18 protein-coding genes and 3 rRNA genes are annotated in these 26595 nt (G+C 66.5%); 16 read left to right on the forward strand and 5 right to left on the reverse strand.

Going from position 1 to position 26595, the window contains the following annotated elements:
• The first annotated feature begins 16 nt into the window (after positions 1 to 16).
• On the forward strand, positions 17 to 1579 hold the full coding sequence (locus ACSHWB_RS19790; RefSeq protein ID WP_439663480.1) for an alpha/beta hydrolase: 1563 nt from the start codon (positions 17 to 19) through the stop codon (positions 1577 to 1579).
• Positions 1579 to 3102 carry an alpha/beta hydrolase gene (locus ACSHWB_RS19795; RefSeq protein WP_439663481.1) on the forward strand — a complete coding sequence of 508 codons (1524 nt, stop codon included), beginning with the start codon at positions 1579 to 1581 and terminating at the stop codon, positions 3100 to 3102. Before ACSHWB_RS19790 ends, ACSHWB_RS19795 begins: the two co-directional genes overlap by 1 nt.
• On the opposite strand, the gene ACSHWB_RS19800 is transcribed toward ACSHWB_RS19795, so the two are convergent.
• Positions 3057 to 4571, reverse strand: a complete 1515-nt coding sequence (locus ACSHWB_RS19800) for an MFS transporter (RefSeq protein WP_439663482.1) — start codon at positions 4569 to 4571, stop codon at positions 3057 to 3059. The genes ACSHWB_RS19795 and ACSHWB_RS19800 overlap by 46 nt on opposite strands.
• The gene (locus ACSHWB_RS19805; RefSeq protein ID WP_439663483.1) at positions 4572 to 5207 is read right to left on the reverse strand and encodes an LppX_LprAFG lipoprotein; all 636 of its coding nucleotides are present in this window, start codon (positions 5205 to 5207) and stop codon (positions 4572 to 4574) included. It lies immediately after the preceding gene.
• A gap of 41 nt (positions 5208 to 5248) precedes the next feature.
• Between ACSHWB_RS19805 and glnA the strand changes: the two genes are divergently transcribed.
• From glnA to ACSHWB_RS19835, 6 genes are all read left to right on the forward strand, one after another.
• Positions 5249 to 6592 (forward strand): type I glutamate--ammonia ligase, encoded by a 1344-nt coding sequence (gene glnA / locus ACSHWB_RS19810; protein ID WP_439663484.1) that lies wholly within the window; start codon positions 5249 to 5251, stop codon positions 6590 to 6592.
• A gap of 18 nt (positions 6593 to 6610) precedes the next feature.
• Positions 6611 to 10141 carry an FkbM family methyltransferase gene (locus tag ACSHWB_RS19815; protein ID WP_439663485.1) on the forward strand — a complete coding sequence of 1177 codons (3531 nt, stop codon included), beginning with the start codon at positions 6611 to 6613 and terminating at the stop codon, positions 10139 to 10141.
• Positions 10142 to 10621: 480 nt separating this feature from the next.
• Positions 10622 to 12138 (forward strand): 16S ribosomal RNA (locus ACSHWB_RS19820).
• A gap of 342 nt (positions 12139 to 12480) precedes the next feature.
• Positions 12481 to 15564 (forward strand): 23S ribosomal RNA (locus ACSHWB_RS19825).
• Between the two features lie 78 nt (positions 15565 to 15642).
• Positions 15643 to 15759: ribosomal RNA gene (gene rrf, locus ACSHWB_RS19830) — 5S ribosomal RNA — on the forward strand.
• Together the 16S, 23S and 5S rRNA genes form the textbook arrangement of a ribosomal RNA operon.
• A 108-nt stretch (positions 15760 to 15867) precedes the next feature.
• Positions 15868 to 16695 (forward strand): GNAT family N-acetyltransferase, encoded by an 828-nt coding sequence (locus ACSHWB_RS19835; protein ID WP_439663486.1) that lies wholly within the window; start codon positions 15868 to 15870, stop codon positions 16693 to 16695.
• Between the two features lie 840 nt (positions 16696 to 17535).
• Here ACSHWB_RS19835 and ACSHWB_RS19840 read toward each other — a convergent pair.
• Positions 17536 to 17985, reverse strand: coding sequence for an Lrp/AsnC family transcriptional regulator (locus ACSHWB_RS19840; RefSeq protein WP_439663487.1), 450 nt, complete (start codon positions 17983 to 17985; stop codon positions 17536 to 17538).
• An 81-nt stretch (positions 17986 to 18066) separates the two neighbouring features.
• Here ACSHWB_RS19840 and ACSHWB_RS19845 point away from each other — a divergent pair, with 81 nt between their 5' ends.
• From ACSHWB_RS19845 to ACSHWB_RS19870, 6 genes are all read left to right on the forward strand, one after another.
• A complete protein-coding gene (locus tag ACSHWB_RS19845; protein WP_439663488.1) occupies positions 18067 to 18498 on the forward strand; it encodes a rhodanese-like domain-containing protein in 432 nt (143 codons plus the stop codon).
• 25 nt (positions 18499 to 18523) lie between these two features.
• Positions 18524 to 19279, forward strand: coding sequence for a type 1 glutamine amidotransferase (locus ACSHWB_RS19850; protein ID WP_439663489.1), 756 nt, complete (start codon positions 18524 to 18526; stop codon positions 19277 to 19279).
• Positions 19280 to 19365: 86 nt separating this feature from the next.
• Entirely contained in the window at positions 19366 to 20499 is a 1134-nt protein-coding gene (locus ACSHWB_RS19855; RefSeq protein ID WP_439663490.1) for an inorganic phosphate transporter, read from the forward strand.
• Positions 20496 to 20681 (forward strand): hypothetical protein, encoded by a 186-nt coding sequence (locus ACSHWB_RS19860; protein WP_439663491.1) that lies wholly within the window; start codon positions 20496 to 20498, stop codon positions 20679 to 20681. Before ACSHWB_RS19855 ends, ACSHWB_RS19860 begins: the two co-directional genes overlap by 4 nt.
• 29 nt (positions 20682 to 20710) lie before the next feature.
• Entirely contained in the window at positions 20711 to 23611 is a 2901-nt protein-coding gene (locus ACSHWB_RS19865; protein ID WP_439663492.1) for a bifunctional [glutamine synthetase] adenylyltransferase/[glutamine synthetase]-adenylyl-L-tyrosine phosphorylase, read from the forward strand.
• A complete protein-coding gene (locus ACSHWB_RS19870) occupies positions 23608 to 24540 on the forward strand; it encodes an NADP-dependent oxidoreductase (protein WP_439663493.1) in 933 nt (310 codons plus the stop codon). The genes ACSHWB_RS19865 and ACSHWB_RS19870 overlap by 4 nt, the downstream gene beginning before the upstream one ends.
• Before the next feature lie 64 nt (positions 24541 to 24604).
• On the opposite strand, the gene ACSHWB_RS19875 is transcribed toward ACSHWB_RS19870, so the two are convergent.
• Positions 24605 to 24838: a hypothetical protein gene (locus ACSHWB_RS19875; protein WP_439663494.1), complete on the reverse strand. Its 234-nt coding sequence runs from the start codon at positions 24836 to 24838 to the stop codon at positions 24605 to 24607.
• A gap of 101 nt (positions 24839 to 24939) precedes the next feature.
• On the opposite strand from ACSHWB_RS19875, the gene ACSHWB_RS19880 reads away from it, so the two are divergent.
• A complete protein-coding gene (locus ACSHWB_RS19880) occupies positions 24940 to 25515 on the forward strand; it encodes a hypothetical protein (RefSeq protein ID WP_439663495.1) in 576 nt (191 codons plus the stop codon).
• A gap of 45 nt (positions 25516 to 25560) precedes the next feature.
• On the forward strand, positions 25561 to 26058 hold the full coding sequence (locus ACSHWB_RS19885; RefSeq protein ID WP_439663496.1) for an NADAR family protein: 498 nt from the start codon (positions 25561 to 25563) through the stop codon (positions 26056 to 26058).
• Here the strand turns inward: ACSHWB_RS19885 and ACSHWB_RS19890 are convergent.
• Positions 26006 to 26566: an NUDIX hydrolase gene (locus ACSHWB_RS19890; RefSeq protein WP_439663497.1), complete on the reverse strand. Its 561-nt coding sequence runs from the start codon at positions 26564 to 26566 to the stop codon at positions 26006 to 26008. The genes ACSHWB_RS19885 and ACSHWB_RS19890 overlap by 53 nt on opposite strands.
• Positions 26567 to 26595 lie beyond the last annotated feature (29 nt).

Below are 26595 nucleotides of genomic sequence, written 5' to 3' on the forward strand. Positions count from 1 at the left end.
CCCATACCATCGGGCTGTGGTCCGTCTCTTGAGCGTGTTGCTCGTCATTCCGCTGCTCGCGTCCTGCACGTCGATCATCGAAGGGGCGGCCAAACCCGGTGTGTCCTTCGAGAAGGTCGGCCCGGCAGGCGTCGTCCCCGCCGGGTTGGAGGAGTTCTACGGCCAGCAGCTCGCCTGGGAGAGCTGCGAGCCGTACGCCACGACCGGGTCGAGCAGGGACGCGTACGGCAAGAAGCGCGACGTCGAGTGCACCCGCCTGAGGGTCCCGCTCGACTACGGCAAGCCGACCGGCGACACGATCACCATCGGCGTGCTCCGGTACAAGGCCACGGGGCAGAAGATCGGCTCGCTGCTGACCAACCCCGGCGGGCCCGGCGCGTCCGGCATGGCGTCGGCCGCGGGCATGGTCTCGGCCTACCGCAAGACCGACCTCGCGGCGCGGTTCGACCTCATCGGGTTCGACCCGCGGGGCATCGGCGCGAGCGAGCCGGCGGTCAAATGCCTGACCGGTCCGGAGCGCGACGCGGAGCGTTTGGACCTCGATGTGGACACGAGTCCGGCCGGAATCGCCCAAACGGAGCAAGAGAACAGGGCATATGCCGAGAAGTGTGCCGCCGGTACAAAATTCGGGGCATCAATGCTCGCCAATTTGGGCACGCGGGACGTAGTTAAGGACATGGATGTCCTCCGCTCTGCGCTCGGCGACGCGAAGCTGAGCTATGTCGGGTACTCGTACGGCACCCGCATAGGCACTGAATACGCTGAGACCTTCCCCCAGAACGTGCGCGCGCTCATCCTCGACGGTGCCGTCGACCCGACCCAGGACCAGCTCGCGTCGCTGGTCGCACAGGCGGCCGGCTTCCAGAAGGCGTTCGACGAGTTCGTGAAGTGGTGCCGGGGCAAGAACGACTGTCCCCTCGGTGACGACGCCAACGCCGGCTTCCGGCAGCTCACGACCCCGTTGATCCAGAAGCCGGTCGACGTCGGCGGGCGCAAGCTCTCCTACAACGACGCCATCACCGCCGCGATCCAGGCGATGTACTCGGAACAGCTGTGGCCGTTGCTGCTCGACGGCCTCAAGGAGCTGAAGAACGGCAAGGGCACCAGGCTGCTGACCCTCGCCGACGCGTACTTCGACCGCGACGACCAGGGCGAGTACTCGACCATCACGGACGCGTTCAGCGCCGTGCACTGCGTCGACGACCCGCGGCTGACGGACAAGAACGCGCTGCTCGAGACCGCCAAGCAGTACAAGGCGGCGGCACCGTTCCTCGACGACGGCAACCCACCGGGTGCGGCCCTCGACTCGTGCGCGTACTGGCCGGCACCCGTGACCGGCCGCACCGAACCGCCCAAGGCGGAGGGCATCCCGCCGCTGCTGGTCATCTCGACGACCGGCGACCCGGCGACGCCGTACGAGGCGGGCGTGAACCTGGCCAAGGCGCTCAACTCGCGGCTGCTCACCTACGAGGGCGTCCAGCACACGGTCTTCCTGCAGGGCGACCAGTGCGTGGACGCCGCCGGCGTGAAGTACCTGATCGACCAGACCCTGCCCGCTGACGGAACCCGGTGCGCCTAATGACGAAGAGGCGATCCCGAGTCACCGCCGCCTTGTTCGCCTTGATCGTTCTGCTCGGCACGTCCACGTCCTACGCGCGCATCAACGGCAACCCCGTTGCCGGCCGCAAGGGCATCGACCGCTTCTACACGCAGGTGTTGTCGTGGGGTGCGTGCCAGCCCTACGCGACCGATGCGAAGAGCAAGGGCCTGTACGAGCGCGAGGGCATCCAGTGCGCGCGCCTGCAGGTCCCGCTCGACTACGAGAAGCCGGACGCAGGAACGATCACCGTCGGACTGCTGCGCCGACCGGCCACCGAGAAGGACCGGAGGGTCGGTTCCCTGGTGGTGAACCCCGGCGGGCCCGGTGGGTCCGGCATGTCGCACGTCGCGAACATGCAGGCGGGCAACCCGGTCGGCAAGCGGTTCGACGTGGTGGGTTTCGACCCGCGTGGCGTCGGGGCGAGCCAGCCCCGCGTCCAGTGCCTGACGGATGCGGAACGCGACGCGCAACGGCTGCGGCCCAAGGGCGAGAGCGCGAACCAGACCGAGCAGGAGAACAAGTTCTTCGTCGAGCGCTGTGCCGAACGCAGCGGCATCGACCTGCTGCGCAACGTCGGCACCCGTGACGTCGTGCGGGACGTGGACGTGCTGCGCGCGGCGCTGGGGGAGAAGAAGCTGAGCTACCTCGGCTACTCCTACGGCACGCGCATCGGCACCTTGTACGCCGAGATGTTCCCTCGCAACGTGCGCGCGATGGTGCTCGACGGCGCGGTGGAGGTCGACGGCGACAAGGTGGCCGCGTCGGCACGTCAGGCGCAGGGCTTCGAGGAGTCGTTCCAGCGGTTCGCCGGCTGGTGCGCGCAACGCGACTGTCCTATCGGGAGAGACGCGGCCACGGCGGAGTCCAAGTTCCGGCAGATGATCGAGCCGCTCAAGAAGACCCCGCTGCAGGTCGGCGACCGCAGGCTGTCCCACTCGGACGCGAACACCGCCATCATCCAGGCGATGTACACCGACCGGCTGTGGGAGACCGCGTTGAAGGGTCTCCAGGAACTGCGGCAGAACAAGGGCACCACCCTGCTGCAGCTCGCCGACCAGTACCTCGGCCGCGCCCAGGACGGCACCTACAGCCGCATCCAGGACGCGTTCGTGGCCATCCGCTGCGTCGACGAACCGCCGATCAAGGACCGCGCCACGCTGGAGTCCAACCGTCGGAGGCTGTTGGAACTGCTGGGCAACGACACGATCCCCACCGACGAGACGGCACTCGGCCCGTGCGCGTTCTGGCCGGCCCCGCACACGTCGGAACCGCATCCGCCGAACGTGAACGGGCTGCCGCAGGTGCTGGTGGTGTCGACGACCGGTGACCCGGCGACGCCCTACCAGTCCGGCGTGGACCTCTCTCGGGCGCTGGGCGCGCGTTTGCTGACGTACAACGGGAACCAGCACACGGCGTTCCTCGCGGGCATCGGCTGCGTGGACGGCGTGGGCACGAACTACCTGGTGGACCTGAGGCTGCCGGAGACCGATTCGGTCTGCTGAGACTTGCCCGGCAGGAGGACCGAACCCAGCGCTCCGAACGCGCAGATCACCGCCGTGATCAGGAAGATCTCGTGGTACTCGGTGAGCAGCGCCTCGGTGAGCCCGCGCTGGTACTCGGCCATCTGCCGTTCGAACTCGGCCTTCTCGACGCCGAACGGCAGCGGTGTGTTCAGGCCTGCCGTGAGCTCGCGGAACCGGTGAAGTCCCCACGCGGACAACGCCGCCACGCCGACGAGCATGCCCGTCATGCGCGCGACGACGACGAACGCCGACGCCACGCCGTGCCTGATGGGCGGCACGACCCGCAGCACAGCACCGGACAACGGCGCGATGACCAGGCCCAGCCCGAAACCGGCGATGGCCAGGTCACGCGTGAGCACCAGCCCGCTGACGTCAGCGGGCCACTGCGCGATGAACACGTACGACACCGACGCCATCGCGAGCCCGCCGAAGGACACCCAGCGGTCGCCGATCCGTGACGCGAGGAACCCACCCAGCACGGCACCGACCGGCAACGCGATCAGGAACCTGGTCAGCAGCGTCGCCGCGGACGCCGAGTCGCGGCGCAACACGGTCTGCGCGAACAACTCCACGTCGACCAGCGTCACCATCAACGCCGCACCGGCCGCGAGCGACACCCCGAGCACGGCCCAGAACGGCCGCCACTGCACGCCATCGGGGTCGATGAGCCGCACGGCACTACGGCGTTCCCACAGGAAGAAGCCACCCAGCACGACGAACGCCGCGATGAGCGTCGGCCAGCCCCACGACGGCAGCACGGACTCGGCGGGCGTCGGGTTGTAGAGCGCCACGACCAGCAAAGACAACGCCAGAGCGAGCAATACCCCGCCCACGACGTCGATGCGCACCTCGCGCCGTGTGTTCGGCACGGACCGTTGCACGATCACCATCGCGATGACCGCCAACGGGATGTTCACCCAGAAGATCCACCGCCAGCTCTGCGGCTCCCACGCCTCGAACAACGGCAACGCGTTGAACAGCGACGCCACCGCGATGCCGTACAGCGTGCCGAGGACAGACCCCAGCTCCTGAGCGGCACCGACGGTCCCGAGCGCGGACGACCGCCGTTGCTCCTCCCACAGGTCCGCGACCAGCGCCATCGTCACCGGCAGCAACGCGCCACCGGCGAGGCCCTGCACCACTCGCCCGAGGACGAGCAGCGGCACGTCCGCGGCCAGCGCCGTGATCACCGAGCCCACCAGGAACCCGAGCAGCGAGACCTGCAGCACGAACCGCCGCCCGAGCCGGTCGGACAGCTGCCCGAGCAACGGCATGCCGGCCACGTACCCGAGCAGGTAGCCGGTGACGATCGGCGTCGCCTGCTCCAGCTCGTTCACCGCGATGCTCAGGTCACGCACCATGTCCGTGAGGACGCCGACGACAACGTACGCGTCGAGCGCCCCCAACAGCACGGCCGCGCCGGACGCGGCGAGAGCGATCCGTCTCATCTACGCGGGTGCCGTGACCGTGACGGGCTTGTCGAAGTCGGTGAGCCCGATGTCGACCTTCTGGCCGCCGGGCAGCTCGAACAGCGCGTTCTTGAGCTTGTTGTCCTTGTCAAGCGAGAACGTCGCCTTCACGTCCGCGGAGATGCCCGGCACCAGCCCGGCCGCCACGTCCTTGGGCACCGTCGCCTCGACCACCGACACGTCACCGGACGACTTCGTCTTCGCGTCCTTCGCGCTGGCCAGGACCTTCGCGACCCCCTTGTCGGGGTCCAGGATCGCCGAGGGGTCGTACACCTGGCCCGCGAACGCGGCCGGCAGCTTCGTGAACCCGCCGGTCGGGCCCTTGAAGTGCAGGTTCCCGCCCGTCAGCACGTACTCGACGGCCAGCAGGCTGCCGGCGAACGTCACCTTCGCGGTGCCCTTCGACTCCCCTGCCGAGGTGAGGTCGCCGTCGGCCTCCTTCACCGGCACGTCCGGCAGCTCGCCGTCGACCTTGATGGTGAAGTGGACGCTCTTGACCGAACGCATCGTCTCGGCCGATTTCGAGAGCAAGGTCGCACCATCGGGGAGATCTCCCCCGGACGTGCAGCTCGTGAGCAGGGCGAGTGCGCAAACCAACAACCAACGGGCGGACATGCGTTGATCGTAGAGACTCCGGAGCCCTTAAGCTGCGCTCTATGGACCGCCAGCAGGAGTTCGTGCTCCGCACGCTAGAGGAACGCGACATCCGGTTCGTCCGGCTCTGGTTCACGGACGTCCTGGGCTTCTTGAAGTCCGTGGCGGTCGCACCGGCCGAGCTGGAGGGTGCCTTCAGCGAGGGCATCGGCTTCGACGGTTCGGCGATCGAGGGCTTCGCCCGCGTCTACGAGTCGGACATGGTCGCGAAGCCGGACCCCGGCACGTTCCAGGTGCTGCCGTGGCAGACGCCGGAGGGCACCAACTACTCCGCGCGCATGTTCTGCGACATCACCATGCCGGACGGTTCCCCGTCGTGGGCCGACCCGCGCCACGTGCTGCGCCGCACGCTGTCGAAGGCCAGCGAGGCCGGGTTCACCTGCTACGTGCACCCCGAGATCGAGTTCTTCCTGCTCAAGGGCCTGCCAGGTGACGGCAGCGAGCCCGAGCCCGCGGACAACGGCGGGTTCTTCGACCAGACCTCGCACGAGACGGCCACGCACTTCCGCCGCCACGCCATCGAGGCGCTGGAGGCCATGGGCATCTCCGTCGAGTTCAGCCACCACGAGGGCGCGCCCGGCCAGCAGGAGATCGACCTGCGCTACGCCGACGCGCTGACCATGGCGGACAACGTCATGACCTTCCGGTACGTGGTGAAGGAGGTCGCGATCACGCAGCGCGTGCGCGCCTCGTTCATGCCCAAGCCGTTCTCCGACCAGCCCGGCTCGGGCATGCACACGCACTTCTCGCTGTTCGAGGGCGACCGCAACGCGTTCTACGACGACGAGGACCCGTACCAGCTCTCCGACATCGGCAAACAGTTCGTCGCGGGCATTCTCAAGCACGCGCGCGAGATCTCCGGTGTCACGAACCAATGGGTCAACTCGTACAAGAGGCTGATCGTCGGCGGTGAGGCCCCCACGGCCGTGTGCTGGGGCCACGCGAACCGCTCCGCACTGGTCCGCGTCCCGATGTACTCGCCGGGCAAGTCGTCGTCGCGCCGCGTCGAGGTCCGTTCGCTGGACTCCGCGTGCAACCCGTACCTGGCCTACTCGGTGATCCTGGCCGCCGGCCTGCGGGGGATCGAGAAGGGCTACGAGCTCCCGCCGCCCGCCGAGGACGACGTGTGGTCGCTGACGGACCGCGAGCGTCGTGCGGCCGGCTACGCGAACCTGCCGCAGAACCTCGGCGAGGCGCTGACCGAGATGGAGAACTCGGAGCTGCTTCCCGAGGCCCTGGGCGAGCACGTCTACGACTTCTTCCTGCGCAACAAGCGGACGGAGTGGGACGCGTACCGCCGCAGCGTCACCCCGTACGAGTTGCGCACTCTTCTTCCCATGCTGTGAGGCAGATACGTGCTCTCCGTGACTGAGGTACCCGAGTTCCAGCCGACGATCTGCGCGTGCACCGTCGCCACGGCGGCGGAGCTGCCCGCGGTCAAGGTCCTGTCCAGCTCGTTCCTCGCGGAGCACCCCGAGGGCCGGTTCGTCGCGCTGATCGTCGACGCGCAGCCGGAGCACGCGGGTCCCGGGCTGATGACGCCACTCGACATCGGCGTGGAGGAGCTCGAGCTGCACGTGCTCGCGACCTCGCTGGACGCCGACGCGCTGAAGGCCGCCATGGTGCCGCGGCTGCTGGAGGCGTTGCTGCCGCAGGGCATGCCCGTGCTGTACCTCGACCCGTGGGTGCAGGTGTTCGGGTCGCTGACGAAGGTCGTGATCGAGGCGCTGCGCACCGCACCGGTCGTGCTGCTGCCGCGCACGTTGCGGCCGTTGGCGTCCGACGGCCTGCAGCCCGGACCCGCCGACCTGCACGACCAGGGTGCCTTCGACCCCGGGTTCATCGCCGTCGGCCCCGGTTCCGAGCCCTACCTGACCTCTTTGGACATGCCGGCGATCGTGCCGCATCACGTCGTGCGCGACGCACGGGTCGGTTTGTCCGTGTGGAACGTCGCGGACAGGCCGTTGCACCGCACGGAGTCCGGTTCGTTGGCCGTGATCGGCCAGGACCTGCTGACCGTGCACTTCCGCGGGTTCGACCCGCGGAGGCCGTGGCTGCTGTCCGCCGATTTCGCGGAACGTCCCCGTGTGCTGCTCTCGGAGCACACGGAGGTCGCCGAGCTCTGCCAGTCCTATCGCGCCGAACTGGTGCGAAGTGGCTGGTCCGTGGCACCTGTGCCGTACCGGTTCGACTCCCTGATCGACGGGACCCAGATCCCGTCCGAGCTGCGGGCCGACTACCGGGCCTCCGAGCTGACGCCGCCGCCGGCGTTCGGCGAGGACGGGGGCGGCGGGTTCCTGATGTGGGCGTGCGAGCAGACCGAGACCGGTGGCACGCGGTGGTCCGACGCCGTGTGGCGGGCGGATGCCGCGCTGCGCCAGCAGTTCCCGGCGCCGTTCGGTGCGAACGCGGACGCCTGGCGCGAGTGGTGCGCCGGTGTCGGTGTCGCGTCCGGACGGTTGCCAGCGCCCGCCGTGCCGCAGCCCCGGACGGAAGGTCCGGCGCTGCTCGACCAGCTCGGCGTGTCCGTCGTGGGCTCGGGACCGCTGGCGGAGCGGATGCTCGCCGCCGCGCGCGCGTCCGGGCTGCCGGTGTCGGCCGCCGCCGGATATCCCGTGGTGGTGCGCGCTTCTTCTGACGATGAAGTGCCTGCTGGACGATTCGTCGTCGAGGTTGCGTTGGACGCCACGGCTGCGGACGACCGCACGGGCGTGAACGAGCTGTGGCTTTCTTCCGACGTGTCGCGTGCTGCTGCCGAACGCATCGGCGGGCCCATCGTGCGGGTTGTGCCCGTGCCGGTGCACGACGTCGGCGCGCGTGAGCACGTTCCTGGGGAAGTGGTGGTGTTCGCGGCGATCGCGGACCACGGGCTGGACAGGTCCGGCAACGTGCTGGGTGCCGTGTCGGCGTTCCTGACCGCGTTCCCCGACCGCACGGACGTCGAACTGAAGATCGCCGTGTCCGGTGCGGTCGAGCACTCGGAGGCGGCCGAGCGGTTGCGCCTGGCCACGGGCTCCGACCCGCGGATCTCGCTGGTGGACGACCTCGACGTGGCCGCTGTCGCGGACGCCGTGGTGTCGTTGCACCGCGGTGGGGCGGACGACCGGATCGCGTTGCGCCTGGCAGAGCTCGCCGTGCGGGGAGTTCCCGTCGTCGCGTCGGACCACGGCGCCGTTGCCGAGCTGTTCGGCAAGACGGCGGTCCTCGTGCCGTGTCACCAGGGCTCCGAACCCGACGTGCAGGCCGCCGCGAAGCTGCTGCGTTCATTGGCTGATGACCTGCCCACGGCCGCTGCGCTCGGTGCGGCCGGACGTGAGCACGTGCTGTCGGTGCGGTCGGTCGCACGCGTGGCCGAAGTTCTCCGTGAACGCATCGAGCACGCGTACCGCGGATGGCGAGCCCGTAGGCCGAAGGCGAAGGCCGAGGTCGACCCGATGCTCGCGCTGCAGTCGGCCAAGCACGCGTTACTGCGCCAGCCGACCGTGGACGGCCCTCACCGGACACCGATGGCACCCGCGCTGCGCAAGGTCGTGCTGCGCGCGCTGGACCACTACGACAACCACATGCGCCAAGTGCTGCACACCCTGGTCGACGGGGTCGAGCGCACGGTGTCCGAGCTGGTCAACCGGCAGGACGCGCTGAAGGCCGGCGTCGGTGCCGGTGAGCTGGAACTGCTCCGCGCCGAGGTCGAGCAGGTCGCCGCCCGGCAGTCGCACTTCGTCGACCAGTTGGTCGGCGTCGACGACGGCGTGGTGCGCGTCCGCGCCGACATGGCCGGTCAGGGCCGCCGGCAGCGCGACGTCGAGGACGCGGTCGTGGCCGAGGCGGCCAAGCGCGCGAAGTCGGACGAGGTGCTGGCCGAGCGGATCGACAAGCTGACCGTGGCGCTCGACCGGACGCTGGACCGGATCGACTCGCTGGAGTCCAAGGTCGTCGAGGTGTTCCGCGAGCGCGACACGCGCCTGGACGCCGCACTTCGCACCGCTCACCAGGCACAACAGACCGCGGACGCGTTGCGGCGCGTGGTCGTTCGTCAGCACGAGAACGCTGGTGACGCGCCTGCGGTGCGTTCATCGCTGGTGTTGTGCGACGCGGGCATGATGCGGCTGCCCTCCGACGACGCGTTCATGCTCCCGCTGTTGTCGTCCAACGGTGTGTGGGAGCCGGAACTCGCGGAACTGCTCGACTCCGTGCTGGAGCCGGACGGGATCTTCCTCGACGTCGGCGCGTACGTCGGCTATCACTCGATTCGCGTGTTGTCTCGGCTCGGGCTGATGGGCGCTGTTGTCGCCGTTGAACCGGACGCGTCCGCTGCCGCGCTTTTGAAGCACAACGTCTCGGCGAACCTTCCTGCCGCCGTCGCCGATCGGATGACGGTGGTCGAGGGCGCCGCGTGGGAGAGCGCGGGCGAGCTCGCGGTGTCGCCGACGCTGACCGGTGGTGTGTCGGTGTCGCCGTTGGCGGCCGATGCCGGCGAGGACGTCGCACGGGTGAAGGCCGTCCGCCTGGACAAGGCGCTCGAAGAGATCGCCTTGGTGCAGGGCATGAAGCTATCCGTCGTCAAGGTCGACACCCCTGGACGTGGGCATCGCGCTCTCGCGGGGCTCGTCCGGTTGTTGCGCCGCGACAGGCCGCACGTGTTCCTGGAGTTCTCCGCGACCGCGACCTCGGATTTCGGTGACGATCCGGTGACGGTGCTCAAGGAGTTCGGCGTCTGGGGCTACGACCTGGTGCCGGTGGCGACCCGTCAGCCGGCGTCGGCGGACCAGATCGTGCGGGCGATGGAGGGACTTCGTTCCATCACCTTGTGGCTGCGACCGCGTCCGGTCGGGGCCAAGCAGGCTGCTCCTTCGCCGTCCGTGCCGATCAAGCAGCCCGCTGACCAGGCGATTTGACTTTGATCGTCCCCATCAGTAACTTTCTCCAGGTCGCAAGCGAGACCCCGGAACGAGCGGTTGACACCGCGGATCGGGCCGGGTAAAGTCTCACGGCGTCAAACCCCCAGAAGTAAATGAACGGCCTAACGTGCTGTCCGGGATCTGAAAATGACCCCGATTTGACACCGGGAAAGCCACTCAGATAACTTCTGAACCAAGCAAAAACTGAATGCGAAGCGAGTTTGCGCCGAGCCTGAATCGCCAAAACGGCCGATTTGACAAAGCGAAAACGAACTGGCTAAGCTTTCAACACAAGCCCCGAGAGAAAGCCTCCGGAAACGGAGACTGGAACCGGTGAGCGCGTGTTCTTTGAGAACTCAACAGCGTGCCGAAACACAGCCAGTAATATATGAATTACCTCCTCGTCGAGGTAGTTCCTTTGAGGCAAGACTAGATTGATGCCAGACATATTCCGTCTGGAGCGATCAAACACAATCCTTATTGGAGAGTTTGATCCTGGCTCAGGACGAACGCTGGCGGCGTGCTTAACACATGCAAGTCGAGCGGTAAGGCCCTTCGGGGTACACGAGCGGCGAACGGGTGAGTAACACGTGGGTAACCTGCCCTGTACTCTGGGATAAGCCTTGGAAACGAGGTCTAATACCGGATACGACACTGAACCGCATGGTTTGGTGTGGAAAGTTCCGGCGGTATGGGATGGACTCGCGGCCTATCAGCTTGTTGGTGGGGTAATGGCCTACCAAGGCGACGACGGGTAGCCGGCCTGAGAGGGTGACCGGCCACACTGGGACTGAGACACGGCCCAGACTCCTACGGGAGGCAGCAGTGGGGAATATTGCACAATGGGCGAAAGCCTGATGCAGCGACGCCGCGTGAGGGATGACGGCCTTCGGGTTGTAAACCTCTTTCAGCAGGGACGAAGCGCAAGTGACGGTACCTGCAGAAGAAGCACCGGCTAACTACGTGCCAGCAGCCGCGGTAATACGTAGGGTGCGAGCGTTGTCCGGAATTATTGGGCGTAAAGAGCTCGTAGGCGGTTTGTCGCGTCGGCCGTGAAAACTTGGGGCTTAACTCCAAGCTTGCGGTCGATACGGGCAGACTTGAGTTCGGCAGGGGAGACTGGAATTCCTGGTGTAGCGGTGAAATGCGCAGATATCAGGAGGAACACCGGTGGCGAAGGCGGGTCTCTGGGCCGACACTGACGCTGAGGAGCGAAAGCGTGGGGAGCGAACAGGATTAGATACCCTGGTAGTCCACGCCGTAAACGGTGGGTGCTAGGTGTGGGGGGCTTCCACGCCCTCTGTGCCGCAGCTAACGCATTAAGCACCCCGCCTGGGGAGTACGGCCGCAAGGCTAAAACTCAAAGGAATTGACGGGGGCCCGCACAAGCGGCGGAGCATGTGGATTAATTCGATGCAACGCGAAGAACCTTACCTGGGCTTGACATGGACTAGAAAGCTCTAGAGATAGAGCCTCCCTTGTGGCTGGTTCACAGGTGGTGCATGGCTGTCGTCAGCTCGTGTCGTGAGATGTTGGGTTAAGTCCCGCAACGAGCGCAACCCTCGTTCCATGTTGCCAGCACGTAATGGTGGGGACTCATGGGAGACTGCCGGGGTCAACTCGGAGGAAGGTGGGGATGACGTCAAGTCATCATGCCCCTTATGTCCAGGGCTTCACACATGCTACAATGGCCGGTACAAAGGGCTGCTAAGCCGTGAGGTGGAGCGAATCCCATAAAGCCGGTCTCAGTTCGGATCGGGGTCTGCAACTCGACCCCGTGAAGTCGGAGTCGCTAGTAATCGCAGATCAGCAACGCTGCGGTGAATACGTTCCCGGGCCTTGTACACACCGCCCGTCACGTCACGAAAGTCGGTAACACCCGAAGCCCGTGGCTCAACCCGCAAGGGGGAGAGCGGTCGAAGGTGGGACTGGCGATTGGGACGAAGTCGTAACAAGGTAGCCGTACCGGAAGGTGCGGCTGGATCACCTCCTTTCTAAGGAGCATCTACCGATGATCTTGGGCAAACGTTCCGAGCATCGGTCAGAACCACACCAGCCTCGATGCTGGGTGGGCTCATTAGTGGATGCTGGCTGGCTAGACGTTCGGTTGTCACGACAGTGAGTACTGCTCTTCGGAGCGTGGAAAGGTGTCGCGAGGGCTGGATGAACAGATCGGTACGCTGTTGGGTCCTGAGAGAACACGCTTTTTGTGTCTTTCAGCAGATCGGATCATCTCAGCGCTCGAACCGCCGGCTTCGGTCAGGCAGGCGAGCTGCACAGAAGAGATGATGACCGTTCGTTCTTTGAGAACTGCACAGTGGATGCGAGCATCTTTGTAGCAAGTTAGTAAGGGCATACGGTGGATGTCTTGGCACCAGGAGCCGATGAAGGACGTAGGAGACTGCGAAAAGTCTAGGGGAGCTGTCAACCGAGCTGAGATCCTAGAATTTCCGAATGGGGAAACCCGGACCCAGTCATGTGGGTTCACCCATACCTGAACACATAGGGTATGTGGAGGGAACGCGGGGAAGTGAAACATCTCAGTACCCGCAGGAAGAGAAAACAACCGTGATTCCGTGAGTAGTGGCGAGCGAAAGCGGAAGAGGCTAAACCGCGTCTGTGTGATACCCGGCAGGGGTTGCATTCGCGGGGTCGTGGGACCTCTTGGCTAGTTCTGCCGAGCTAGCGAACAGTCAGAAAACATTGTGGTTAGAGGAACGTGTCTGGAAAGCACGAGCGTAGAGGGTGAAACTCCCGTACTCGAAAATCCGATGTCTGTTTAGAGTGTTCCCAAGTAGCAGCGTACTCGTGAAATTCGCTGTGAATCTGGCGGGACCACCCGCTAAGCCTAAATACTCCCTGGTGACCGATAGCGGACTAGTACCGTGAGGGAAAGATGAAAAGTACCCCGGGAGGGGAGTGAAATAGTACCTGAAACCGTGTGCCTACAATCCGTCGGAGCCTTTAGGGGTGACGGCGTGCCTTTTGAAGAATGAGCCTGCGAGTTAGTGCTACGTGGCGAGGTTAACCCGTGTGGGGTAGCCGTAGCGAAAGCGAGTCTGAATAGGGCGCTTGAGTCGCGTGGTCTAGACCCGAAGCGGTGTGATCTAGCCATGGCCAGGGTGAAGCGCGGGTAAGACCGCGTGGAGGCCCGAACCCACCAGGGTTGAAAACCTGGGGGATGAGCTGTGGTTAGGGGTGAAAGGCCAATCAAACACCGTGATAGCTGGTTCTCCCCGAAATGCATTTAGGTGCAGCGTCGTGTGTTTCACCTCGGGGGTAGAGCACTGGATGGTCTAGGGGGCCCACAAGCTTACCGAAATCAACCAAACTCCGAATACCGAGGTGTGAGAGCGCGGCAGTGAGACTGCGGGGGATAAGCTTCGTAGTCGAGAGGGAAACAGCCCAGAACGCCAGCTAAGGTCCCTAAGTGTGTGCTAAGTGGGAAAGGATGTGGGGTCGCACAGACAGCCAGGAGGTTGGCTTAGAAGCAGCCACCCTTTAAAGAGTGCGTAATAGCTCACTGGTCAAGTGGTCCTGCGCCGACAATGTAGCGGGGCTTAAGCACACCACCGAAGCTGTGTCATTTCGAGTTTACTCGGGATGGGTAGGGGAGCGTCGTGTAGCGGTTGAAGCGGCGGAGTAATCCAGCCGTGGACGCTATGCGAGTGAGAATGCAGGCATGAGTAGCGAAAGACGAGTGAGAAACTCGTCCGCCGGATGACCAAGGGTTCCTGGGCCAGGCTAATCCGCCCAGGGTAAGTCGGGACCTAAGGCGAGGCCGACAGGCGTAGTCGATGGACAACGGGTTGATATTCCCGTACCCGTGTGAACGCGCCCATGATGAACCTTGTGATACTAACCGCCCAAAGCACCTCCAAAGACCCTTCGGGGTCGAGGGGAATGTGGAGCGCGGGACCTGAACTTGTAGTAGTCAAGCGATGGGGTGACGCAGGAGGGTAGCTCCGCCAGTGAGTGGTAGTACTGGTGCAAGCGTGTAGGGAGAGGCATAGGCAAATCCGTGCCTCACATATCCTGAGACGTGATGCGTAGCCGATTGAGGCGAAGTAGAGTGATCCCATGCTGCCGAGAAAAGCCTCTAGCGAGCTTTCACGCGGCCCGTACCCCAAACCGACACAGGTGGTCAGGTAGAGAATACCAAGGCGATCGGGCGAACTGTGGTTAAGGAACTCGGCAAAATGCCCCCGTAACTTCGGGAGAAGGGGGGCCGTAGCGTTTGAAGCCTCTTGCAGGCTAGGGCGAGACGGCCGCAGAGACCAGCGAGAAGCGACTGTTTACTAAAAACACAGGTCCATGCGAAGTCGCAAGACGATGTATATGGACTGACGCCTGCCCGGTGCTGGAACGTTAAGGGGACCGGTTAGTCCTTCGGGGCGAAGCTGAGAACTTAAGCGCCAGTAAACGGCGGTGGTAACTATAACCATCCTAAGGTAGCGAAATTCCTTGTCGGGTAAGTTCCGACCTGCACGAATGGCGTAACGACTTCTCGACTGTCTCAACCGCAGGCCCGGCGAAATTGCATTACGAGTAAAGATGCTCGTTACGCGCGGCAGGACGGAAAGACCCCGGGACCTTTACTATAGCTTGGTATTGGTGTTCGATTCGGCTTGTGTAGGATAGGTGGGAGACTGTGAAGCGGCCACGCCAGTGGTTGTGGAGTCATCGTTGAAATACCACTCTGGTCGTATTGGATGTCTAACCTCGGTCCGTGATCCGGATCAGGGACAGTGCCTGGTGGGTAGTTTAACTGGGGCGGTTGCCTCCCAAAGAGTAACGGAGGCGCTCAAAGGTTCCCTCAGCCTGGTTGGCAATCAGGTGTTGAGTGCAAGTGCACAAGGGAGCTTGACTGTGAGACTGACGGGTCGAGCAGGGACGAAAGTCGGAACTAGTGATCCGGCCATGGCTTGTGGAAGCGTGGTCGCTCAACGGATAAAAGGTACCCCGGGGATAACAGGCTGATCTTCCCCAAGAGTCCATATCGACGGGATGGTTTGGCACCTCGATGTCGGCTCGTCGCATCCTGGGGCTGGAGTAGGTCCCAAGGGTTGGGCTGTTCGCCCATTAAAGCGGTACGCGAGCTGGGTTTAGAACGTCGTGAGACAGTTCGGTCCCTATCCGCCGCGCGCGTAGGATACTTGAGGAAGGCTGTCCCTAGTACGAGAGGACCGGGACGGACGGACCGCTGGTGTGCCAGTTGTTCTGCCAAGAGCATTGCTGGTTGGCTACGTTCGGAAGGGATAACCGCTGAAGGCATCTAAGCGGGAAGCTCGTTCCAAGATGAGGTATCCCACTCTTCGTGAGTTAAGGCCCCCAGCTAGACCACTGGGTTGATAGGCCAGAGGTGGAAGACCGGTAACGGTTGGAGCTGACTGGTACTAATAGGCCGAGGACTTGTTACAAAGACGCTACGCATCCACTGTGCGGTTCTGGAAGAACCGAGCGGCATTCCGATCGCCGCAGGTACATCTCCATAGAGTTTCGGTGATCATAGCGTTGGGGAAACACCCGGTCCCATTCCGAACCCGGTAGTTAAGCCCTTCTGCGCCGATGGTACTGCACTGGTTACGGTGTGGGAGAGTAGGTCGTCGCCGAACATTATTTCCAGAAGACCCCTGAGGGTCGAGCACTTCGGTGCTCCCCTCAGGGGTCTTTTGGCGTGCTCGAAGCGTGATTTCGCTTGCGCAGCCTGATCTGATGGACCCATGGACGCGGTCGTGCACATCACACTGGAATCGTTCGACGCCGCCACCCACGAACGGCTCGCAGCCGATCCGGTGCGGAACACGGTGGCACTCACCTCGCTGGACCGCATCCGCCGCTCGCCGGCCACCGAAGAACAGCCGATCCTGATCACCTTCCACGAGCACGGCGAAGTGATCGGCTCCCTGGTCCGCACACCACCCTGGCCGTTCCAGACAGCAGACCTCCCACTAGCCGCGGTGGAAATGGCGGCTGACCTGGCCGCGAGGATCGACCCGGACGCGCCAGGGGCGACAGGCCCGCGGGAGAGGTCAGAGGCCTTCGCCACAGCGACCGGCAAGAACTACACCGAATCCCTCACCACCAGGCAATACCGTCTGACCACCCTCGTCCCACCCGCGGTGGCCGGCGAAGGCCGCCTGGCTACGGAGGCCGACGTCGAGCTCCTCGGCGCCTGGCGCCAGGCCTTCCTCCGCGAAGCCGTCCCGGAAGCACCGAACGAGCCGGCGACCGACGCCATGCGCAGTTCCCTGCGCCTAGGCAACGGCCACGCCCTCTGGATGATCAACGGCACGCCCGTCGCCTGGGCCGTGGCGAGCCTCCCGCAGGCTGGCATGACCAGGGTCGGCCCCGTCTACACCCCACCCGAGCACCGCAAGCACGGCTACGGCGCCGCAGTCAGCGCGCTGGTGAGCCAGTGGGCGCTAAACCAGGGCGCCACCGAGGTCCTGCTCTTCGCCGACCTGGCCAACCCCACCTCGAACTCGATCTACCAACGAATCGGCTACCAACCACTCGACGACTGGGCGGAGTTCTGGTGGAAGCACTGAGCCACACCGACACCAGGACTTCCTCGATACCGAACCCGTGAACAACAGCGGCACCTGACCGGTGTGGACACCGCGGTGCAGGGTGCCGGACGCCGACCGCGCTGATCTCGTTGCACCACAACGGAACCATGGCCGGAGCGGTGACCCGGATGGAGGGTCGCCCACTGCACATCGCCGCGATGCCACCAGCCGCGGCGCTCCTCGTCGTGGACACCCGGCAGGGCCGCGAGATCAGCAGGGGCACCGGAACGCGGGACCACCGTCGAACCCTTCCGCACGCTCAGGCCCGACGGCGGGCACGCGCTCTACGCCCTGCGGCTCCACCGGTTCGAAGACCTGACGTGCCAGACGTCCCCAGGGGGAGTTCGAGGCTCGCCACGTCCGCCGCCGATGACCTGATCACCGAGTGGTGAATCGCCCTCGTGGCCGAACCGGACGGCGCTTCCTCGCCACGCCGCCGAGCACCAAGCGACGGACGCCCGCTGGACCCCGTACCGGGCACGCCACCCGCGCCGGGCACCCCGCGCCGGGCTGACGCTGTGGCCCATCCACAGAACGCCGCGCACCCGACCCAGTCCGCGGAGTGTCACCGAGCCCGGCGCCGGCACAGTTCCCTGTCGCATCCCCCCGCGCTTCCGCATATGCGGGAGAAAGAAAACGCTGTTTCAGGACAACCACCGCCCGTTCAGGTTGTGGACAACTCGCAGGCCCCCCTCCTGGCCACTGAACGAGACGAAGCAGCGGCCGGATCAGGACGGTCTTCACCCGATCTGACGACCCGCCCCAGACCTGACGACCCGCCAGGCCAACCCTCGCTCGGCCGACCAGCCACCCGGCCGACTAGCCGAACAGCTCAGGCGAGAGCGGCCGGTTGCGCACATGCGAAGAGAACACGAGCGAGGTCGTGGTGTCCCCATAGCGCTGCATCACCTCGACGAGCTCCTCCAACTCCACCATCGACCGGCAAACGACCCGCAGCAACCAGCAGTCGTCACCGGTCACATGATCGGCGTCGAGGATCTGCGGCAGCACCAGCACCTGCGAGCGGAACCGCGGCGTGTCCAGCGACCGCACCCGCACGCGCACGATCGACTCGATCGGCAGACCGATCCGGGCGGGCGACACCACCGCGGTGAAACCCGTGATCACGCCGAGCGACTCCAGGCGCCGCACCCGTTCGGTCACCGCGGGCGCGGACAACGACACGTGGCGGCCCAGCGCGGTGTACGACATCCGCCCGTCCTGCTGGAGCAGAGACAGGATCTTCCAGTCCACGGCGTCGAGTTCCACCTGGAAATCATAAGGAGAACCCGCGCAACGCCTGGACTTCCGCATGTCCGAACAGGACCCGGTGCCAGCAGGATCGCAACCATGACGAACGCACTGCGCTTCCCCGCCGCCGACCCCAGGACCGCCGCCGGCCACTTCGCCGCCGAGCTCGCGTTCGAGGCCGACCCCGACGACGTGCACCGCGATCTCCAGGAAGGCAACGTCCGCGGGTACGTCCTCGTGGAGACGCGCGCCCCGGAAGCGTTTGCGCGGGCCCGCATCCCCGGCGCGATCAACCTGCCCTACCGCGACCTGCCGGCCGAGCTCGACCTCGATCCGGGCCTGGTCTACATCTGCTACTGCGAGAGCTTCCAGTGCAACGCCGCGACCAAAGGGGCACTCGCGCTCGCCGAGCGGGGCTACCGGGTGAAGCGGCTGTCCGGCGGCATCACGGCCTGGCGGGACGCGGGCTATCCGGTCGAGTCGGACCAGCCCGCCGGGGCAGGTGTTACCAAGGTCGAATGTCACTGCTGACCCGAGCCCACCTAGGCTCAGGTGCGTGAACGCACCGCGCCTGCTCGTCCTGCAGCCCTCGCAGTCAGACCCGCTGGCCAAGCTGGGCGACTGGCTCGAGGCCGAGGGGCTGGAGCTCGACCTCGTGCCGCTCAAGGACGCGCCCGCGCCGGCGAACCTCGACGGCTACCAGGGTGTGATCTGTCTCGGCGGTGAGATGGGCGCGCTCGACGACATCGACCACCCGTGGCTCGCGGACGCCCGCCGGCTGCTGTCCAGCGCGGTGTCGAAGCGGCTGCCCACCCTGGCGATCTGCCTCGGTGCGCAGCTGCTCGCGGCCGCCACCGGTGGCCAGGTGCGCAAGGGCCCGCAGGGGCCGGAGGTCGGCGTGCTGCTCGTGGCGAAGCGCGACGCTGCCGCCACCGACCCGCTGTTCGCCGACCTGCCGTTCACCCCGGACGTGCTGCAGTTCCACAACGACGAGGTGCACCTGCTGCCGCCCGGCGCACAACACCTCGCGGCGTCCCCGAAATATCCGAATCAGGCGTTTCGGGTGGGGGAGAGCGCTTACGGCCTTCAGTTCCACATCGAGACGACCCCGGAAATCGTCTTGCACTGGGCCGCGAAGGACCCTGATTCGGCGGCGTGCGCGCGGGCGCAGCACTTCGACCAGGAGTTCCTCGAAGAAGCGCACCGCGACTTCGAAGAGGTGTGGCAGCCGTTCGTCGGCCGATTCGCGAAACTCGTTCGGGGAGAACTGTTGCCCGCACTGGGATCAGGCGCACAACTTCCCTTGGTGTGACGTTACTTTCGTAGGTTTTAAGACATCCTCCGTTGGCGGTACCGTAATCTCCTGGACAGCTTGTTCGATCCAGCCGGAGGATCAGTGTGGATCCCGCACTTGTAGTGATCATCGTCGTTGTCACTGCTCTCATCTTCGACTTCACCAACGGGTTCCACGACACGGCCAACGCCATGGCCACCTCCATCGCCACGGGTGCCCTCAAGCCCCGCACGGCGGTCGCGCTGTCGGCGGTCCTCAACCTCGTGGGCGCGTTCCTCTCCGTCGAGGTGGCCAAGACCATCTCCGGCGGCATCGTCGACGACGCCCAGATCACTCCCGCCATCATCTTCGGCGGGCTGGTCGGCGCGATCATGTGGAACCTCGTCACCTGGTACGTCGGCCTGCCGTCGAGCTCGTCGCACGCGTTGTTCGGCGGCCTGATCGGCGCTGCCTGGGTCGCGTCCGGGGTGGACGCCATCCACTTCGCCAAGGTCGTCGACAAGGTCCTGGTGCCCGCGATCGTCGCGCCGCTGGTCGCCGGTCTGGTCGCGGCCATCGCCACGATCGTCGTCTACCGCCTCAAGAAGGCGGCCGACCCGCGCGTCGCGCACACCGGCTTCAAGGTCGGCCAGGTCGCGTCCGCCTCGCTGGTCTCCCTCGCGCACGGCACGAACGACGCGCAGAAGACCATGGGCATCATCACGCTCGCGCTGATCACGTCCGGTTCGCTCGCCCCCGGCTCCGGCCCGCCCACCTGGGTGATCGTCAGCGCCGGTCTCGCCATCGCCGCGGGCACGTACCTCGGCGGCTGGCGCATCACGCACACGCTGGGCCGCGGCCTGACGACCATCGAGCCCGCGCAGGGCTTCGCGGCGCAGACCTCGACCGCCACGGCGATCCTCGCGTCGTCGCACCTCGGCTTCGCGCTCTCCACCACGCACGTCGCGTCCGGCGGCATCATGGGCTCCGGCCTGGGCCGCGACCGCCGCGGCGTCAACTGGGGCACCATGGGCAAGATGGCCGCGGGCTGGCTGTTCACACTGCCCGCCGCGGGCATCGTCGGCGCACTCGCCGGCAAGTGGGCGTCGACCGGCACGGTCGGGATCATCGGCGTCGCCGCCATCGGTCTCGCGGTGTCGATCGGCATCTGGATCCTGGCGCGGCGCGAGCCGGTCAAGCCGGAGCACATCGTCGACGAGGTCGCCGCCCAGGCCGAACTGCACAAGGTGGCGGCATGAAGGTCGACTGGACGGCGCTGCTCCAGGTCTTCGGCGCCACGCTGCTGGTCACGGTGGTGGTCGTGACGTTGTTCGTGCTCGGCATCCGCGCTCTGTCGGGTGACAAGAAGGTCCCCGCGTACGCGAGCTTCGCCGGTTGCGTCGCCGTGGTGCTCTACGGACTCTCACTGATCGTCTTCTAGCGCTGTGCGGGCATTAGGGTTGGCTCACGATGAGCGAACCAGTCCGCCACGCGTCCCCGGCAAGATTCGGGCTCACCGAGCCGCGCAGCGAGGAAGTGCTGCGCGGACTGGGCCTGTGGGCTGACCGCCGGCCCACCGAGGGGTCGGAGGCAGTGCTCGCCGCACTGTCCCGCTGCCCCGATCCCGACCTCGCGCTGCGAGGTCTCGAACGCCTGCACGCCGTCGCCGACTGGGACGCGCTGTCGGTCGCGCTGCACAAGGACGTCGTGGTGCGCGGGCGGCTGCTCGCCGTGCTCGGCTCGTCCACCGCGCTGTCCGACTTCCTCGTCGTGAACCCCGACCGATGGCGTTCGCTGACCGACGACGTCGACGTGTCGCTGGAGCTGGCCGACGGCGACGTGCTGCGCACCGAGTACCGGGCGAAGCTGCTGCTCGTCGCCGCGAACGACCTGGCGCACGTCGTGGAGCACGACCTGCCGTACGTTCCGTACGACACGGTGGCCGCGCAGCTGTCCGACCTGGCCGTGTCGGCCCTGAGGGCGTCGCTGAAGCTCGCCGCGGAGCGCGTGAACGGTGCCGACCGCTGCCAGCTCGCGGTGATCGCGATGGGCAAGTGCGGCGCGAACGAGCTCAACTACGTGAGCGACGTCGACGTCGTGTTCGTCGCCGAGGGTGATCTGGGCGTGGCGACGCGGCTGGCCAGCACGATGATGCAGATCGCGGGCCAGTCGTGCTTCGAGGTCGACGCGGCGCTGCGGCCGGAGGGCAAGGCGGGCGCGCTCGTCCGCACGCTCGAAGGACACGCGTCGTACTACAAGAAGTGGGCGCGGACCTGGGAGTTCCAGGCGCTGCTGAAAGCACGGCCGGTCGCCGGTGACGCCGAGCTGGGGCAGGCGTACCTCGACGTCGTGCGGCCGTACGTGTGGACGGCGGCCGAGCGCGAGAACTTCGTCGAGGACGTGCAGGCGATGCGGCGCCGGGTCGAGGACCACGTGCCGTCGGGGCTGGCCGACCGCGAGCTGAAGCTCGGCCGCGGCGGGCTGCGCGACGTCGAGTTCGCGGTGCAGCTGCTGCAGCTCGTGCACGGGCGTTCCGACGAGGACCTGCGGATCCAGGCGACGACGGCCGCGTTGGCCGCGTTGGGCCAGGGCGGGTACGTCGGGCGTGAGGACGCGGCGGAGTTCGGGCGCTCGTACCGGTTCCTGCGCACGCTGGAGCACCGGCTGCAGTTGCAGCGGTTGCTGCGCACGCACCTCTTCCCGGCTGACGACGACATGACGGCGTTGCGGTGGCTGGCGCGTTCGACGGGGCTGGCGGCGGACGGGCAGAAGTCCGAGGGGCAGGTGCTGCTCGCGGAGTTCCGCAAGCACGCCAACCAGGTCCGGCGGCTGCACGAGAAGCTGTTCTACCGGCCGCTGCTGCAGTCCGTGGCGGGCGTGCCGACCGAGGCGTTGCGACTCACCACCAAGGAGGCCGTGGCCCGGTTGGCGGCGTTGGGCTACACGTCGCCGGACGGCGCGTTGCGGCACATCCAGGCGTTGACGCACGGGATGTCACGGCGGGCTCGCATCCAAGGTGCGTTGCTGCCGGTGCTGCTCGACCTCTTCGCCGGCACGCCCGACCCGGACGGCGGGCTGCTCGCGTACCGGAAGGTGTCCGAGGCGCTCGCGGAAACCCCCTGGTACCTGAGGCTTCTGCGCGACGAGGGCGCCGTCGTCGAACGGCTCGCGGTGCTGCTCGGCACCTCGCGGTTCGTGCCGGACCTGCTGGTGCGGGCGCCGGAGGTGATGCGGCTGCTCGCGGACACCGACGCGTTGGTCGGCGGTGACCCGCACTCGATCGGGAAACCCCTGCGCAGCGCCGTTTCCCGGTACCCGGAGGCGGCGCGGGCGATCGCGGCCGCGAGATCGTTGCGGCGCCACGAGTTGCTGCGCATCGCCGCCGCGGACCTGCTGGGGTTCATGCCGCTGGAGACGGTGTGCATCTCGCTGTCCGAGGTGTGGGGTTCGGTGCTGCAGAGCGCTTTGGACGCGGCGGTGCGGTCGTCCGGCGACCCTGCCGCCGTGGTGTCGGTGATCGGCATGGGCAGGCTCGGCGGCCACGAGCTCGGGTACGGATCGGACGCGGACGTGATGTTCGTGTGCAGGCCGCTGGAGGGCGTGTCCGACGCCGAGGCGGTCAAGTGGGCGAGCGGGGTCGTGGAGAAGATCCGGCGGCTGCTCGGCGCACCGTCGCAGGACCCGCCGTTGCAGGTCGACGCGGACCTGCGGCCGGAAGGCAGGCAGGGGCCGCTGGTGCGGACGCTGGACTCCTACCGCGCGTACTACCGGCAGTGGGCGGAGATCTGGGAGAAGCAGGCGCTGCTGCGGGCCAGGTTCCTCGCGGGCGACGCAGCGCTGGGCGCCGAGTTCGAGGCGCTGATCGAGCCGCTGCGGTACCCGCCGGACGGCCTGGACGCGGCGTCCGTGCGGGAGATCCGCCGGATCAAGGCGCGGGTCGACGCCGAACGGCTGCCGCGCGGCGCGGACCCGAGCACGCACACCAAGCTCGGGCGCGGCGGGCTCGCGGACGTCGAGTGGACCGTGCAGTTGTTGCAGCTGCAGCATTCCGGTTCCGTTCCCGGTCTGCGCACACCGTCCACAATGGCCGCGATGGAGGCCGCCGTGGGCGCGGGCCTGCTGGCCGCGGAGGACGCCGCCGCGCTGACCGCCGCGTGGAACCTCGCGACACAGGCGCGCAACGCCCTGATGCTGGTGCGGGGCAAGGCATCTGATCAGCTCCCGACGTCCGGGCGCGATCTCGTGGCGGTCGCGTCCGTCATGGGGTACGAGCCAGGGGGCGATCCGGGGGAGTTCGTGGAGGAGTACCGCAGGACCACCCGCCGTGCACGTGCGGTGGCGGAGCGTGTCTTCTACGGTGAGGGACTGTGAAAGCGATCGCGTACAGCCGCTTCGGCGATGCCGACGTCATGTCGTGGCAGGAGCTGCCCGACCCGCTGCTCGGACCCGACCAGGTCCTGGTGGAGGTGCGGGCGGCCGGGGTGAACCCGGTGGACTACAAGATCAGAGCCGGCTACCTGCAGGGCCTGATGCCCCACCACCTGCCGTTGATCCCGGGCTGGGACGTGTCGGGCGTCGTGCGGGCGGTCGGCATCGGCGTGCAGGACTGGAAGCCGGGCGACGAGGTGCTCGCGTACGCCCGCAAGGACCACGTCCAGTTCGGCACCTACGCCGAGCTGGTCTCGCTGCCGGACCGGATGGTCGCGCGCAAACCGTCCACCGTGGACTTCGTGACCGCGGCGGCGTTGCCGCTGGCAGGGCTGACCGCGCTGCAGGCGTTGAAGGTCGTCGGAACCGGTTCAGGGGACGTCGTCCTGGTGCACGCCGCGGCCGGTGGTGTCGGGCACCTGCAGGTGCAGATCGCGCGGGAGCTGGGTGCCGCGCGGGTGATCGGCACCGCGTCGCCGCGCAACCACGAGTTCGTGCGGTCGCTCGGGGCCGAACCTGTCGCCTACGGTGACGCACTGGTCGACGCGGTGGCGGAGCTCGTCGGCGGCGACGGCCTGGTCGACGTGGTGGTGGACAACGCGGGCGGGCTCGCGTTCGACCAGTCGTTGCAGCTGGTGCGCGACCGGGCGCGGATGACGTCCATTGTGGACGGGCCTCGGGCGCTGGAGAACGGCGTGGTCAACACGTGGGCGCGGCCCAACGCGGAGCAGACGCAGTGGCTCGTCGATCTGGTCGCGGCAGGCAAGCTCCGCGTCGAGGTGCAGCAGACTTTTCCGTTGGCAGAGGCCGTGAAGGCGCACAAGCTGCTCGAAGGTGGCCACGTACGAGGAAAAGTTGTACTGACGGCCTGAAATCTTCAGGTATTTCTTCAGGTTTGGGGGCGCACCTCGCGGTGTGCCCCCAAACCTGCACTGCTCAGTCCTCGTCGGAGTCCGGGTCCACCGCCGGAGCGCTGGTGTAGATCTCGACGACCCACTCCTCCTCCAACGCCTCCGCGTCGTCGGAGTCGGGCACGAGCCGGTTGTAGACGCGGACACCGAGGTCGAGCACGTCAGCGGCCTGAACCGCTTCCAGCGCATCGGGTGCCGAGTCGAAGATGTGGGTGGTGAGCAGCTGCGGAGCCGTGAATTCGGCGACATCTTGAGACACGCGCGGACCCTAGCGCATTGACGTTTCACCCAATCGAGATGAGACTAGGCGCGCTCAGTGGGGGAGCTGTGGAACGTCCCGGGGGTCTAGCAGAGGAAGTCATGCAGCATCGCAGGGTCACGCGCCGAGGCAAGACCGTGATCGCCATCGTGGGCGTTGCTGCCGGAGTGCTCGGACTACTCGGTGTGATCGAATATGCACTGAGTGGCAACAACTCCGCCGCCCAGCCCAACGTCACCGCCACGACGACTACGTCGAACGGCGTCGAAACCCCTGATGGCGCACTGGAAACGACAGAGCCCTCCGCGGACGTGAAGGTCCAGACGGGCTCGTTCAAGCAGCAGCGCGGCATGCTGACCCTCGAGGTCACCCGCGTGGAAGCGGCGAACAACCGCGTGAAGCTGTTCGTGACGGCCACGAACGCCTCCCAGGCCAGGATGACCCTCCCCGTGGTCGGCATCGCAGTCCTGGACGATCTGAACCGCACCTATGCGGCCTCGAGCAGCAAGTGGGACGGCCTCGTCACCCAGGGCACCACCACCTCGGGCACCGTCATCCTCGACGAGAAGCTCGGATCGGGTGTGAACTCGCTCACGCTGACGTTCTCGTCGATCTCCGGCCAGTTCGCGCCCACCGGCGCCGCGATCACGGTCACCGGAATCCCGCTGCCGAAGTGATTTACTGACGAGACCGGGCCCGACTCCCGGGGTTAGCCTGCGCTCGTGAAATACCTGTTCTTCTGGGGCCACCAGCCCGAACGCGACGGCTCCATCGGCAAAGGCTGTCTCTCGCAGTGGTGGCCCTGCACTTTCGTGCTCGACGGCCAGGAGTTCCAGTCCGCCGAGCACTACATGATGTGGCGCAAGGCGTTGCTCTTCGACGACACCTCCGCGGCATCCCGAGTGCTGACCGCCCGCACACCGGGCGAGGCGAAGGCACTGGGCCGCGAGGTCTCGAACTTCTCCGACGCAGACTGGGTTTCCGCCAGGCTGGAGATCGTCGTGCAGGGCAACCTGGCGAAGTTCGGACAGGACCCGGCACTGCGTTCCTACTTGCTGGGCACGGGTTCGCGCGTCCTGGTAGAGGCCAGCCCGCAGGACCGCGTGTGGGGCATCGGCCTGGTCGCGACTGACCCGCGCGCCCAGGACCCGTCCACGTGGCTGGGCCTCAACCTGCTCGGCGAGGCCCTGATGGAGGTTCGCTCCAGGCTCGCAGCGTGAGGTAGGTGGTGAGTGCCGCCAACGTGATCCCGCAGGGCACGAGTCCTTTTCGGATCAACGCGGGAATCTCGTTGAGCGGCACCCACTCGACCTTCGCCGCCTCAGCGGGATCGTGCTCACCGGTCTTGACCGCACCCGTGCCGACGAAGAGGTGCGTCGTGTGAGAACTGACGCCGTTCAACGGGTTGATCGTCGTGAGCGGCTCGACCTCCACCCGATACCCGGTCTCCTCCTCGGTCTCCCTCACCGCAGCGAACGCGGCCGTCTCGCCGGCCTCGAGCCGCCCGGCCGGAATCTCCCAGCCCCACACTCCGGTCGTGAACCGATGCCGCCACATGAGCAACACGTGGCCATCCCGCACCACAACCACCGCCGTGGAGTCGAACGGCATGCGCAACACGTGGTGCTCGAACCGCTCGCCTTCAGGGATCTCGACGTCGTCGAGGTCGACGCTCATCCACTCCGACTCGTACATCCTGCGGGTGCCGTGCACCGTCCACTCCGTCACGCCGCAACCTCTATCACGCTCCTCCTCGC

This window comes from Lentzea sp. HUAS TT2, assembly GCF_051853195.1.
Lineage (GTDB): Bacteria > Actinomycetota > Actinomycetes > Mycobacteriales > Pseudonocardiaceae > Lentzea.

What these genes read in the sequence shown, in the direction of transcription:
- ACSHWB_RS19800 (WP_439663482.1), bottom strand. Translation starts at nt 4,571, where the DNA reads ATGAGACGGATCGCTCTCGCCGCGTCCGGCGCGGCCGTGCTGTTGGGG.
- ACSHWB_RS19865 (WP_439663492.1), top strand. Translation starts at nt 20,711, where the DNA reads ATGAGCGAACCAGTCCGCCACGCGTCCCCGGCAAGATTCGGGCTCACC.
- ACSHWB_RS19835 (WP_439663486.1), top strand. Translation starts at nt 15,868, where the DNA reads ATGGACGCGGTCGTGCACATCACACTGGAATCGTTCGACGCCGCCACC.
- ACSHWB_RS19795 (WP_439663481.1), top strand. Translation starts at nt 1,579, where the DNA reads ATGACGAAGAGGCGATCCCGAGTCACCGCCGCCTTGTTCGCCTTGATC.
- ACSHWB_RS19880 (WP_439663495.1), top strand. Translation starts at nt 24,940, where the DNA reads ATGCAGCATCGCAGGGTCACGCGCCGAGGCAAGACCGTGATCGCCATC.
- ACSHWB_RS19860 (WP_439663491.1), top strand. Translation starts at nt 20,496, where the DNA reads ATGAAGGTCGACTGGACGGCGCTGCTCCAGGTCTTCGGCGCCACGCTG.
- glnA (WP_439663484.1), top strand. Translation starts at nt 5,249, where the DNA reads ATGGACCGCCAGCAGGAGTTCGTGCTCCGCACGCTAGAGGAACGCGAC.
- ACSHWB_RS19805 (WP_439663483.1), bottom strand. Translation starts at nt 5,207, where the DNA reads ATGTCCGCCCGTTGGTTGTTGGTTTGCGCACTCGCCCTGCTCACGAGC.
- ACSHWB_RS19845 (WP_439663488.1), top strand. Translation starts at nt 18,067, where the DNA reads ATGACGAACGCACTGCGCTTCCCCGCCGCCGACCCCAGGACCGCCGCC.